Here is a 12,170-nt window from a genome sequence, read left to right as displayed (position 1 = left end):
GGCCGCCCGCTGTCTTGAGGTGCTTGCCTCAGCCGTTCGGCCGCAAGGTCCACACCACGGTCATCTCGCCGGTCACGGCACCGTCCGCGCGCTGGATGGCAATGGCGACGGGGAACTCGGGGCGCCGGCCCGCGTCGAGCTCGGCGACGACCTCGGCGGCCGGGCGGCCGAGGGTCGCGGTGGCCGTGACCGGCCCCATCGCGAGCTTCTTGTACGCGATCTCGGCACTGACCGCGAGCGGCACGGCGCGCGACAGTTGCTCCCCGAACGCGGCGAGGACGATCGCCCCGCTCGCCGACTCGCCCAGCGTGAACATCGCTCCGGCGTGCGGCCCGCCGACGTGGTTGTGGTAGTCACCCTGGTCGGGCAGCGCCACCACGGCCCGCTCCGGCGTGGTCTCCACGAACTCGAGGTTCAGGGTCCGGGCCATCGGCACCGTGGCGGCGAGCATCTCGCCGATCGTCATCTGGTCTGCGCTCATGGCAGCATGTTACCCGTGAGTAGCGATCTTTGACCAGCACCGGGTGATGATCGTCGTATCGTTACGCCGCATGTGGCCAGGAGAGCAGCCGCCAGGGGGCGGGCGGAAGCCGCAGGACCGGAACCCGTACCAGCAGCCGGGGTACCAACAGCCGAACCCTTTCCCGCCGACTGGGGGCTGAAGTCGACCAGTTGGGCCACCTACGTGTCGGAGAAAGACGACCCCGAGGACAAACCGCTCATCGGCAGGGCGGCCCCCGCGCTCCTCAAGGAGGAGTGGTGCGGCTCCGACGACGACAAGGACGGCAACACGGACGAGACGGCGCTGGCCGCCGCGGGCACCAAGGGGCAGAGCGGCGCCAAGAACACCGCCGAAGTGGCACGCAACGACTCGGCGTGGTGGGCCTTCGGCGGCTACACGGACCAGAAGGAGACGTCGAAGAAGGTGCTCACCGTCGGCAAACCCAAGGCGTATACGACGACTTCGGGCATCACCGGCAGCGTCGCGACGACGTACTCGACCGGCGTCGCCAAGAAGAAAAAGTGCGACTCCGACGGCAAGGCCACCACGTTCGCCTTCAAGAACTCGGCGGGTGACTTCGTGTCCTGGACGCTCTACGGGGCCAAGGGCGTCGACGAAGAAGTGCCGGACGCGACCGTGCGGAAGTTCCTCGGCACGGTACGGCTGCACGGCGATCCGACGGGGGCCTGAGCTGCCCTGCGGGGTTCTGACCCGGCCTGTGGAGGGCCGGGGGCCCTGGAGCCACGGGAGGCGCCTGAGCCCGTGTCCGGTCCTCGTGCAGAGGGTTTGGCAAGCCGAGTGCGCTGCGGCGATAGTCAGCTTGTGACCTCTGCCGCCAACTCCCCACGACACCCGCGCCACCCCCGTCGCCCGTCCTGGGCGGGCCGCAACTACACCCTGCTGACCGCCGCGGCGGTCGTCACCAACCTGGGCAGCCAGGGCGCGCTGATCGCCTCGGCGTTCGCGGTGCTCGACGCGGGCGGCGACGGGGGTGCCGTCGGTCTGGTGGCGGCGGCGCGGACGCTGCCACTGGTGCTGTTCCTGCTGATCGGCGGCGCGGTCGCGGACCGGCTGCCGCGCCATCACGTGATGGTCGCGGCCAATGCCCTGAACTGCGTCTCGCAGGCGGCGTTCGCGATGCTTGTCCTCTCCGGTGAGCCGCGGCTGTGGCAGATGATGCTGCTGTCCGCGCTCGGCGGCACCGGGCAGGCGTTCTTCAGCCCGGCGGCCGAGGGCATGCTGATGTCCACGGTCAGCGGGGAGCAGGCAAGCCGCGCCTTCGCGATGTTCCGGCTGGCGATGCACGGCGCCGGGCTGGGCGGCGCGGCCCTCGGCGGAGCGATGGTGGCCGTGATCGGGCCCGGCTGGGTGCTCGCCGCGGACGCGGTGGCCTTCGCGGTCGCCGCGGCACTGCGTTCGCTCCTCGACGTGCGCCACATTCCGCCGCGCGAGCCCGGCGGCGGGCTGCTCTCCGATCTCCGCGAGGGCTGGCGGGAGTTCGTCGGACGACCATGGCTGTGGACGATCGTCGCGCAGTTCTCCGTGGTGGTCGCGGTCGTCGGCGCCGCCGACGCGGTCTACGGTCCGCTGGTCGCCCGGGACAGCCTCGGTGGAGCCGGGCCCTGGGGACTGGCCCTTGGCGCGTTCGGCGCCGGAACCGTCGGTGGCGCGCTGCTCATGATGCGCTGGAAGCCGCGCAGGCTCCTGCTCGCGGGCACCCTCAGCGTCTTCCCGCTCGCCACCCCGGCCGCCGCACTCGCCGTGCCGGTGCCGCTGGGGCCGCTGTGCGCCGTGATGTTCGTCAGCGGTGCGGCGATAGAGGTGTTCGGCGTCTCATGGATGACCGCGCTGCACCAGGAGATCCCCGAGGACAAGCTCTCGCGCGTCTCGGCGTACGACTGGTTCGGTTCGATCGCCATGGTCCCGCTGGCCACGGCCCTCGCGGGCCCGGCGGAAGATGCCTTCGGTCGTACGCCCGCCTTGTGGGGCTGCGCGACGCTGGTCGTCGTGGTCACGGCGGCGGTGCTGTGCGTCCCGGACGTACGGAATCTGACGCGGCGGACCAAGTCGGTGGCGCAGGGCGTGCCGACCCCGGACGTCGGGCCGGCGTCAGCCGATGCTGAAGGCTCCGCCGGGCGGCTCGGGTGAGGGGACCGCGTTCTCGTCGCGGACGGGTTCGGCGGCGCCGATGAACTCCCGCAGCGCGGGGCCGTGTTCGACGCGTGCGGGGAAGGCGTCGGAGGCGGTGCGGCGGGCGAGGGGGGCGGTGTCGAGCGGGCGGTGGGACGCCACGAGCACCGCGTTGCCGAAGCGTCGGCCGCGCAGCACGCCGGGTTCGGCGATCAGCGCCAGCTCCTCGAACACCGTGGCGAACGTGGCGAGTTGGGAGCGCAGGAAGGCGAAGGGCGCGGCGTCGGCGAGGTTGGCCAGGTAGACACCGTCGTCGCGCAGCACGCGCTCGGCGGCGTGCGCGTACGCCGTGGACGTCAGGTGCGCCGGGACACGGGAGCCCCCGAAGACGTCCGCGATCACGATGTCGGCGGACCCCGGCGCGGCGTATTCGAGCCAGCCGCGGGCGTCCGCGCCGTGCAGCGTGACGCCGGCGTCGTCGGGCAGCGGCAGGTGCTCGACGATCAGGGCCAGCAGGCCCTGATCGAACTCCACCACGTCCTGCCGCGAACCGGGCCGGGTCGCGGCCACATAGCGGGGCAGCGTCAGCGCGCCCCCGCCGAGGTGCAGCACGTCCAGCGTCCGCCCCGGTTCCACCACCGTGTCCAGCACATGCCCGAGCCGGCGGGCGTACTCGAACTCCAGATGGGTCGGCTCGTCCAGATCGACGTACGACTGCGGTGCCCCGTCGACCGTCAGCAGCCACGCCCGCTTCCGGTCGACGTCCGGCATCAGCTTGGCGGTCCCGTGATCCACGGCCCGTGTCACGGGTATCGGCTCGTCCACCGTTCCATTGTGCGGCCAGTTCTCAGCCCGTCCGACGTTTGAGGACGAGCCCTTCGGGCGAACGGGGGTCTGGGGGCGGAGCCCCCCCAGGTACGGGATGGGTAGGGGCGGAGGAGCGAAAACCCACAAGCCCGGCACCCGCCCCGGTACGGGAGAGCGGGTGCCCACCCTCCCAGGCAGGCACCCGAACCCCCCGACGCCGGTCAGCCGACCGACGTCACCGTCCCCGCACCCACGGTCCGACCCCCCTCGCGGATCGCGAAGCCCAGGCCGGGCTCCAGCGGCACCTCGCGTCCCAGCTCGACCGTCATCGTGACGGTGTCGCCGGGCCGGGCTACCGCCCGCTCGCCGAGGTCGACATCGCCGACCACGTCCGCGGTGCGGAGGTAGAACTGCGGCCGGTACCCGGTGGAGACGGGTGTCGTACGACCGCCCTCGCGCGTCGACAGGACGTACACCCGGGCCGAGAAACGGCGACTCGGGACGACGCTGCCGGGCGCGGCGACGATGTGCCCGCGCCGTACGGCGTCCCGCGGCACCCCGCGCAGCAGCAGCGCCACATTGTCCCCGGCCTGCGCCTCCTCCATGGGCTTGCCGAAGGTCTCCAGGCCGGTGACCACCGTGTCGACGGCCGCGCCGAGCACTTCGACGCGGTCGCCGACCCGGATCGTGCCGCGCTCGACCGCCCCGGTGACGACCGTGCCGCGCCCGGTGATCGTGAGCACGTTCTCGACCGGCAACAGGAACGGCGCGTCGAGGTACCGCTCGGGCATGGGCACGTAGGTGTCCACCGCGTCGAGCAGCGCGTCGATCGCCGCGGTCCAACGGGGGTCCCCCTCAAGGGCCTTGAGACCGGACACCCGTACGACGGGTACGGACTCGCCCCCGTAGCCGTGCGCGGAGAGCAGTTCGCGGACCTCCAGCTCGACCAGGTCGTGGAGCTCCTCGTCGCCCGCATCGGCCTTGTTGAGGGCGACGATCATGTGGTCGACGCCCACCTGCCGGGCGAGCAGCACGTGTTCGGCGGTCTGCGGCATGACCCCTTCGAGTGCGGAGACGACGAGGATCGCCCCGTCGAGCTGGGCCGCGCCGGTGACCATGTTCTTGACGTAGTCGGCGTGACCCGGCATGTCCACGTGCGCGTAGTGCCGGGTGTCGGTCTCGTACTCGACATGCGCGATGTTGATGGTGATGCCGCGCGCGGCCTCCTCCGGAGCCCGGTCGATCCGGTCGAACGGGACGAAGGTGCCGGAGCCGCGCTCGGCCAGGACCTTGGTGATGGCGGCGGTCAGGGTGGTCTTGCCGTGGTCGACGTGACCCATGGTGCCGATGTTCAGGTGCGGTTTGGTGCGCACGTAAGCCGTCTTGGGCATGGCTGTACCTCGAAGCCTCTTCAGTGTCAGCGGAGCTGAGTGATGGCCCCGGCGCGTAACGGCCGGGACGGGGACCCCAAGGGACTTGCCGACCCTCCCCCTGCGGGGTCCGCCGGACGATCCGGGAAGGGTCAGCTTCGGGCGCCGTCGACTGCGGCGACGATGATCGGGACGGCAGCCTTCGGCGCATCCGCGACTGCGGATGCTGCGAGAAGGAAGGCGTGCCGGAACATGAGGCGATCATTGCGGACGTATCCGGCCACGTCGAATGGTTTTTCGCGGGTGCTGACGACACGACGCGTCACCGGCCGCACAGCGGAGGAGAGTTGCCTCACATGGCGGCACGGACAGTCGACGGCGAAGTGGCGGTACGCGCACTTCGGAAGGGTGTCTGCGGGCGAACCGTTCGGCATGTCGAACCGTGCACCCGGCGTTCCCGAAGGTGTGACGCCCATGAGACGAACCATACGGCGATCACACACGCTGGTCGGTTACTGTCGCCGGATGCTCGATGCCACCACCCTCTCTGGGGGCACCGCCACGGCCGTTCCCGCGGTCCCCGCCACGGAGCTCTCCCTCGCGTCGGAGTTCGCCGTCGCCACCCCCACGGGCCTCGCCGCCCGCTGCACGAGAGTCCTGCTCTCGCCGTGGTCCCGGCTCTCCCTGCTCCTGGTGCTGCTCGCGACGGCCGCGGCGAGCGTACTGTTCTTCGAACCGCAGCGGCTGCTCTCCGACGGCTGGCCGCCGCAGCTCAGCGGTGCCGCGGCGGCCGCGGTGTTCGCGGTGGCGTACGGATTGTGCACGGTCGCGTTCGTGCCTCGGCCACTGCTCAATCTCGCGGCGGGCGCCCTCTTCGGCTCCCAGCTGGGCCTCGGCACCGCGCTCGCGGGCACGGTCCTCGGGGCCGGTGCCGCGTTCGGGCTCGGCCGGATCCTCGGGCAGGACGCGTTGCGCCCACTGCTGCGCGCCCGCTGGCTGAAGGCGGCCGACGGGCAGCTCAGCCGGCACGGCTTCCGCACGATGCTGATGGCCCGGCTGTTCCCCGGAGTCCCCTTCTGGGCGGCGAACTACTGTGCGGCCGTCTCCCGCATGGGCTGGCTGCCGTTCCTCCTCGCCACCGCCCTGGGCTCGATCCCGAACACCGCCGCGTACGCCGTCGCCGGCGCCCGCGCCTCGGCGCCGACCTCCCCCGCCTTCCTGATCGCGATGGGCTTCATCACGCTGCCGGCCCTGGCCGGCGCGGTGGTGGCCTGGCGCAAGCGGCACCACCTGCGCCGACGCTGAAAAGTACGAGGGTGCGGCACGGGACCCGGGCCGTGCGCGTTACACGGCCTCCAGCACCATCGCGTTGGCGAGGCCGCCCGCCTCGCACATCGTCTGCAGCGCGTAGCGCGCTCCGCGGGCGCGCATCGCGTGGACGAGGGTGGTTGTCAGGCGGGTGCCGCTCGCGCCGAGCGGGTGGCCGATGGCGATCGCTCCGCCGTGCACGTTGACCTTGAACAGGTCGGCGCCCGTCTCCTGCTGCCAGGCGAGGACGACGCTCGCGAAGGCCTCGTTCACCTCGAAGAGGTCGATGTCGCCCAGGGCCAGCCCCGCCTTGCGGAGCACCTTCTCGGTGGCGGGGATGACGCCCGTGAGCATCAGCAGCGGGTCGGAGCCGGTGACGGCGAAGCTGTGCAGGCGTGCGAGCGGGCGCAGGCCGAGGCGGGCCGCGGTCTCGCTCGACATGATGAGCACGGCCGACGCGCCGTCGTTGACGGGGCTCGCGTTGCCCGCCGTGACGGACCAGTCGATCTGCGGGAAACGCTCGGCGATGCTCGGGTCGTAGTAGGCGGGCTTGAGCCCGGCGAGTATCTCCACAGTGCTCGCGGGCCGCACGCTCTCATCACGGGCCACCCCCTCCAGGGGCGCGACCTCCGCGTCGAAAAGACCGTTGTTCCAGGCCGCGGCCGCTTTCTGGTGCGAGCTCACCGCGAAGGCGTCCAGCTGCTCGCGCGACATGCCCCACTTGGCGGTGATGAGCTCGGCGCTGATGCCCTGCCGCACCAGACCCTCCGGGTAACGCTCGGCGACCCCGGGTCCGAAGGGGTCCGTCGCGCCGAGCACGTTGGACCCCATCGGTACGCGGCTCATCGACTCCACACCGCAGGCCACGGCGATGTCGTACGCCCCGGACAGGACACCCTGCGCCGCGAAGTGCACGGCCTGCTGGGACGAGCCGCACTGGCGGTCGACCGTGGTCGCGGGCACCGCTTCGGGGAACCCCGCCGAGAGCACCGCGTACCGGGTGATGTTCGCGGCCTGCTCGCCGACCTGGCTGACGGTGCCGCCGACGACGTCGTCGATCAGCGCCGGGTCGACTCCGGAGCGCTCGATCAGGGTGCGCAGCGTGTGGGCGAGGAGTTCCACGGGGTGGACGTGGGCGAGGGAGCCGCTCGGCTTGCCCTTGCCGACGGGGGTGCGTACGGCTTCGACGATCACGGCGTCACGCATGTTCGATCTCCAAACTCATTGAGTTTGCTTTCCAAACCCGCTTGTGACTCCACGGTAGCTCAGCGGGTTGGACAAACCAACCCACCCCCTAGACTGGTGGCATGAAAATCGGTGGCATGAAAGACGCCCGCCCCTGCTCGATCGCCGCGACACTCGCCCTCGTCGGCGAGAAGTACTCCCTGCTCGTGCTGCGCGAGGTGTTCCTGGGCGCCACCCGCTTCGACCAGCTCGTCCGCAACATCGGCGCCCCGCGCGATGTGCTGACCGCGCGCCTCAAACGGCTCGTCGAGGCCGGCGTGCTCGAGAAGGTCGAGTACAGCGACCGCCCCAAGCGCTACGAGTACCGGCCCACCCGGGCCGGTCTGGAGCTGGAGCCGGTGCTGCTCACGCTGATGGAGTGGGGCGACCGCCATCTCCAGGAGGGCGGCTTCCGCCCGATGGTGCTGGAACACATCTGCGGCAACGAACTGGTCCCCCAGGTCGTCTGCCGAGAGTGCGGCCAGAAAGTCGAACACGACGACCTGACGGCACACCCGCAGGCCCCGGGCTGGACAGCGACGGGGCCTGCGGTGGCGTAAGGCCTGCTGGGCCTGCTCACCGGGTCCGGTCGGTCCCCTTGTAGACGTCGAGCCGACCACACATGCCGAACCGGCCGTGCGCGGACGGCTGTTCGGCCCGTACGAGGGCATCGCCGAGGTGGGACGTGTCGCCCCGCTCCAGACGGTCGAGCTGGTGCCCCGTGGCCGCGGCGGCGGCCTCGGCGCCGCGCCGCCACCGCTCGCGCCACTCGGCGAGCCGTGGCCGCACCAGCGCGGCCGCGGCCCGATGGAAGGCGGCGAGCGGCTCGGGCCCGTCCGCTTCGCGCAGCGCCCGGTAGCCGTCAAGGGCGAGGTCGCGCCGGGCCCGGGCGACGCGCTCCTGCTCCTCCTCGGGCGCGTCGGCCGGGATGACCGTCGCGGCCGCGTACGTCTCCGGGTCGGTCAGGTACTCCGGAGGCAGCGTGAGCACGGCGTCGCCCGCCTCGGGGAGCCCGTTGTTCTGCATGAGGACGGTGATGCGCAGATCGTCCTCGTTGACGAGCCGGTGGATGGTGCCGGGCGTGAACCAGGCGACCGTGCCGGACTCGAGCGGCGTGACCTCGTACCCGGACGTTGTCAGCGTCTGCACCGCGCCGCGCCCGCCGGTGACGACGTACGCCTCCGAACAGGTCAGGTGCAGATGGGGAGTTCCGCCGGACACGCCGTCCGCGGCGGGCCAGTCGTAGACGCAGAGGTGCGAGACGGCGACGGCGCCGGGGAGTCCGGTGAACTCCGGGGTCCGATGGAGGCCGCTCACCACGGGTGCTCCTCCAGGTACTTGGCGACCTCCTCGCGTTCCCAGGCTCCGTCGGCCACGACGACCCGGTAGCGGCGGGTGAGGGTGTCGCCGGGAGCGAGTTCCAGTTCGTCGAAGAAGGCGAGCGAGGGGGCGACGGCGGCGAACGGATCGTTGCGTACGAACCAGTGGGCCGGGTGGGCGCCCGCCGCTCCGGTGTGGTCGTTCTCGGGGGCGTGCGCGAAGACGAGCGTCGCATGGCCGTCGGAGCCGTCGTGCTCACCCGAGTACGCGAGCCAGGGCGCCTGCTGTCCCATCAGCCCGGGCCCTTCGGAGTCGGGACCGATCACCCGTCCGTCCCGGAAGGCGCGCGGTCCGCGCCAGAACAGGCCCGTATAGCCCGCCATCTCCCGCCCCGCGGTGGTCGGACTGCCGAAGCGCAGCGGTTCGTCCCGCCGGTTGGTGACCGCGGTGCTCCAGGTCAGCGCCCACGAGCCCGACGCGGGATCGACGTCATGCACCTCGAAGCGGCGCTCCTCGTCGGCCCACAGCTCACCGTCGTACGGATGCCACGTCAGGCGCTCCGTGACGACCGCGCGGGCACCGTCCGAAGCGACCTCGTCGAACGTCACGTGCGCCATCGATCCGACGCGCTCCGGGAGTTCGAGATATCCCTCGCCGTGGACGTATGTGTTGCCGCCCCACAGGTTCTGTCCGGAGAGGTGCGAGGCCGTCATCTGAAGGCCCTTGTGCCAGCGGTGGTCGTTGGGCCGGTAGTCCGTGACGACGTCGCCCGCCAGCGTCCGAAGGGGATGCAGATACGGCTTCGGGGCCTCCCAGGGCGCCTCGGGACGGTAGACGTAGCTCAACAACTCGACGCCGGTGGTCTCGTCACTGATCGTGATGCGATCACCGTGGGCGTGCACGATTCGCAGACCGCCCTGCGCGGACGTGGTCATGCGGACACCTCCTGATTCGCGGCGGACTCGGACGGCGAAGCGGACTCGCTCTCGGCCGACGAGGACGCGGCAGGCGCCCAGCCCGGCGCACCCCCGTGCAGAGCCGTGTAATACGGATCCCCCGGCCCGATCTCCCCGGCGCGGACGGTCGTGTCCGTGAACGCCGACTTGTAGAGCGCGCTGATCAGCTCCAGGCTGGTACGCCCGTCGCTTCCGCTGCTGCGCGGCCGTTCGCCCGCGCGCATGCTCGCGACCAGATCCCGCAGCTGGGCGAGATGCGAACTCGGCACGTCCGTGCCGAAGTCCCGCCAGGCCACCACGTCGCCCTCCGGCACGTCCGGTGCCGGGGTGATCCGCCAGTTGGCGTTGCTGTGGCCGTACAGATGCGTGAGTTCGACGGTGGCGCGCTCGCAGTCGATGCGGATGCGGCTCACCTCGTCCGGGCTCAGGACGCTGTTGACGACGGTCGCCAGCGCGCCGTTCTCGAAGCGGACGAGAGCGGTCGAGACGTCCTCCGTCTCCACATCGTGCACCAGGCGTCCGGCCATCGCCCGTACCTCGCTCCACGGCCCCATCAAATCGAGCAGCAGGTCCATCTGATGGATGCCGTGTCCCATCGCGGGCCCGCCGCCCTCGGTCTCCCAGCGCCCGCGCCAGGGCACGGCGTAGTAGTCGGCGTTGCGGTACCACGTGGTCTGGCAGTGCGCGACGAGCGGACGGCCCATGGCCTCCTCGGCGATGAGGCGCTTCACATGCCGAGCGCCCGAGCCGAAGCGGTGCTGGAAGACGATGGCGGCGTACGGCCCTCCGCCCTTCCCTTCCTCCGCCTCGACGGCGTCGAAGTCCGCGATCGTCAGCACCGGCGGCTTCTCGCACCACACCCAGGCTCCGGCGCGCAGCGCGGCGACGGTCTGGTCGCGGTGCAGGGTCGGCGGGGTGCAGATGGCGACCAGGTCGGGCCGCTGCTCCTCGAGCATGCGGTCCAGATCGGTGTACGCGTGCGGGATGCCCGTCTGCGCGCAGAACTCCTGGACGGCGTCCTCGACGATGTCGACCGCTGCGACGATCTCCGTCTCGCCCTCCTCGGCGAGCTGGGCGAGCGCGGGGACATGACTCCCGCGCGCGATGGCACCCGTACCGATGACGGCGGCCTTGATGCGACGGCCGTCGAGCGGGGCCTCGGGACGGTTCGGGGTCGGGTTCGGGTCCGGGTTCGGGGAGGTAGGGGGGCTGGTTGCGTTGCGGGATGTGCTCATGTGCGTGATCAGCGCTCCATCGGACGTGACGTCAGACGTTGGCCCACGCATGGTGTCACCGAGGCGCAACCGGCGACAGCAAGCGCTTTCTGTTCCGCTGCAACGTATGCGGCGCCCAAGCAGCAGGTCAACACCATCGACAACGTTGCCTCTCACCCCGGCCCGCAACCGTCCCCGCCCCACTGCGAAACCCCTGTGGCAGGGCTGTCATCGGGGGACGCTACGCTGCCTTCAACACCCGTGATCACCGCACACAGCGGCACGGTGCGCCCATCGCCCCTCCCACGATCAGCACTGGACCACATAACTCCATGTCTTGGTTTGAATCCCTCATCCTCGGACTCGTCCAGGGGCTGACCGAGTTCCTTCCCGTTTCCTCCAGTGCGCATCTGCGGCTGACCGCCGCGTTCTCCGGCTGGGAGGACCCCGGGGCGGCCTTCACCGCGATCACCCAGCTCGGGACGGAGGCCGCGGTACTGATCTACTTCCGCAAGGATGTCGCGCGGATCCTCTCGGCGTGGTTCCGCTCGCTGACCAACAAGGCGATGCGGAGTGATCACGACGCCCAGATGGGCTGGCTGGTGATCGTCGGCTCGATTCCGATCGGCGTGCTCGGGGTGACGCTCAAGGACCAGATCGAGGGTCCGTTCCGCGATCTGCGGGTCACCGCGACGATGCTGATCGTGATGGGCGTGGTCATCGGTATCGCCGACCGGCTCGCGGCACGCGACGAGACGGGCGGGAAGCACCGGGCGGCCAAGCAGCGCAAGACACTGCAGGACCTGAACACCAAGGACGGCCTCCTCTACGGCCTCTGCCAGGCGATGGCGCTGATCCCGGGCGTCTCCCGGTCCGGCGCGACGATCAGCGGCGGCCTCTTCATGGGCTACTCCCGCGAGGCGGCGGCCCGTTACTCCTTCCTCCTCGCCATGCCGGCCGTGCTCGCCTCCGGGCTCTTCGAACTCAAGGACGCCAGCGAGGGCGGCCATGTCTCCTGGGGCCCGACGGCCTTCGCCACGGTCATCGCGTTCGCGGTCGGTTACGCCGTCATCGCGTGGTTCATGAAGTTCATCTCGCACAAGAGCTTCATGCCGTTCGTCTACTACCGCATCGCGCTCGGCATCGTCATCATCGCGCTGGTGGCGACGGGCGCACTGAGCCCGCACGCCGCCGAGTCGGCGGGCTGACGGCGCCTCCGGCGGGGCTAGGGCCTGTCCGGCGGATCAGGTCGGAGGGAAGCGGCGGTGCCTTGTCGGCGCAGGTGAGCGGGGTCTGGTGCGTCGAGCTGCAAGGCGGAGGAGGGCGTCGACGCGATGGG

The 12,170-nt window shown here is 71.0% G+C and carries 12 protein-coding genes; 5 read left to right on the top strand and 7 right to left on the bottom strand.

From position 1 onward, the window contains the following. Window positions 1-28: 28 nt before the first annotated feature. Complete coding sequence (locus ACX28W_RS31935) at window positions 29-466, bottom strand: DUF4442 domain-containing protein (protein ID WP_459003458.1); 438 nt, start codon at window positions 464-466, stop codon at window positions 29-31. A 219-nt stretch (window positions 467-685) separates the two neighbouring features. Here ACX28W_RS31935 and ACX28W_RS31930 point away from each other — a divergent pair, with 219 nt between their 5' ends. Then, window positions 686-1,192 (top strand): hypothetical protein, encoded by a 507-nt coding sequence (locus ACX28W_RS31930; RefSeq protein ID WP_459003373.1) that lies wholly within the window; start codon window positions 686-688, stop codon window positions 1,190-1,192. 132 nt (window positions 1,193-1,324) lie between these two features. Further along, complete coding sequence (locus ACX28W_RS31925) at window positions 1,325-2,650, top strand: MFS transporter (protein WP_459003371.1); 1,326 nt, start codon at window positions 1,325-1,327, stop codon at window positions 2,648-2,650. Here the strand turns inward: ACX28W_RS31925 and ACX28W_RS31920 are convergent. Continuing rightward, the gene (locus ACX28W_RS31920; RefSeq protein ID WP_459003369.1) at window positions 2,612-3,457 is read right to left on the bottom strand and encodes a spermidine synthase; all 846 of its coding nucleotides are present in this window, start codon (window positions 3,455-3,457) and stop codon (window positions 2,612-2,614) included. The genes ACX28W_RS31925 and ACX28W_RS31920 overlap by 39 nt on opposite strands. A 203-nt stretch (window positions 3,458-3,660) precedes the next feature. Further along, window positions 3,661-4,830 (bottom strand): elongation factor Tu, encoded by a 1,170-nt coding sequence (gene tuf / locus ACX28W_RS31915; protein ID WP_459003367.1) that lies wholly within the window; start codon window positions 4,828-4,830, stop codon window positions 3,661-3,663. Window positions 4,831-5,334: 504 nt separating this feature from the next. Between tuf and ACX28W_RS31910 the strand changes: the two genes are divergently transcribed. Then, a complete protein-coding gene (locus ACX28W_RS31910; protein WP_459003365.1) occupies window positions 5,335-6,114 on the top strand; it encodes a TVP38/TMEM64 family protein in 780 nt (259 codons plus the stop codon). 39 nt (window positions 6,115-6,153) lie between these two features. On the opposite strand, the gene ACX28W_RS31905 is transcribed toward ACX28W_RS31910, so the two are convergent. Further along, window positions 6,154-7,323, bottom strand: a complete 1,170-nt coding sequence (locus ACX28W_RS31905; RefSeq protein ID WP_459003363.1) for a thiolase family protein — start codon at window positions 7,321-7,323, stop codon at window positions 6,154-6,156. Between the two features lie 116 nt (window positions 7,324-7,439). Here ACX28W_RS31905 and ACX28W_RS31900 point away from each other — a divergent pair, with 116 nt between their 5' ends. Next, entirely contained in the window at window positions 7,440-7,901 is a 462-nt protein-coding gene (locus tag ACX28W_RS31900) for a winged helix-turn-helix transcriptional regulator (protein ID WP_459003362.1), read from the top strand. Between the two features lie 16 nt (window positions 7,902-7,917). Here ACX28W_RS31900 and ACX28W_RS31895 read toward each other — a convergent pair whose 3' ends face one another. The 3 genes from ACX28W_RS31895 to ACX28W_RS31885 are packed head-to-tail and all read right to left on the bottom strand — an operon-like array spanning window position 7,918 to window position 10,852. Then, window positions 7,918-8,658 carry a cupin domain-containing protein gene (locus tag ACX28W_RS31895; protein ID WP_459003360.1) on the bottom strand — a complete coding sequence of 247 codons (741 nt, stop codon included), beginning with the start codon at window positions 8,656-8,658 and terminating at the stop codon, window positions 7,918-7,920. Further along, window positions 8,655-9,596, bottom strand: a complete 942-nt coding sequence (locus tag ACX28W_RS31890; protein ID WP_459003358.1) for a DUF6807 domain-containing protein — start codon at window positions 9,594-9,596, stop codon at window positions 8,655-8,657. Before ACX28W_RS31890 ends, ACX28W_RS31895 begins: the two co-directional genes overlap by 4 nt. Beyond that, a complete protein-coding gene (locus tag ACX28W_RS31885; protein ID WP_459003356.1) occupies window positions 9,593-10,852 on the bottom strand; it encodes a Gfo/Idh/MocA family protein in 1,260 nt (419 codons plus the stop codon). Before ACX28W_RS31885 ends, ACX28W_RS31890 begins: the two co-directional genes overlap by 4 nt. 311 nt (window positions 10,853-11,163) lie before the next feature. Here ACX28W_RS31885 and ACX28W_RS31880 point away from each other — a divergent pair, with 311 nt between their 5' ends. Further along, window positions 11,164-12,039 (top strand): undecaprenyl-diphosphate phosphatase, encoded by an 876-nt coding sequence (locus ACX28W_RS31880; RefSeq protein WP_362080541.1) that lies wholly within the window; start codon window positions 11,164-11,166, stop codon window positions 12,037-12,039. Window positions 12,040-12,170 lie beyond the last annotated feature (131 nt).

This window comes from Streptomyces sp. SD15 (genome assembly GCF_054462255.1).
Note: the sequence above shows the minus strand (reverse complement) of the source record. Positions and strands in the feature narration are given on the sequence as shown.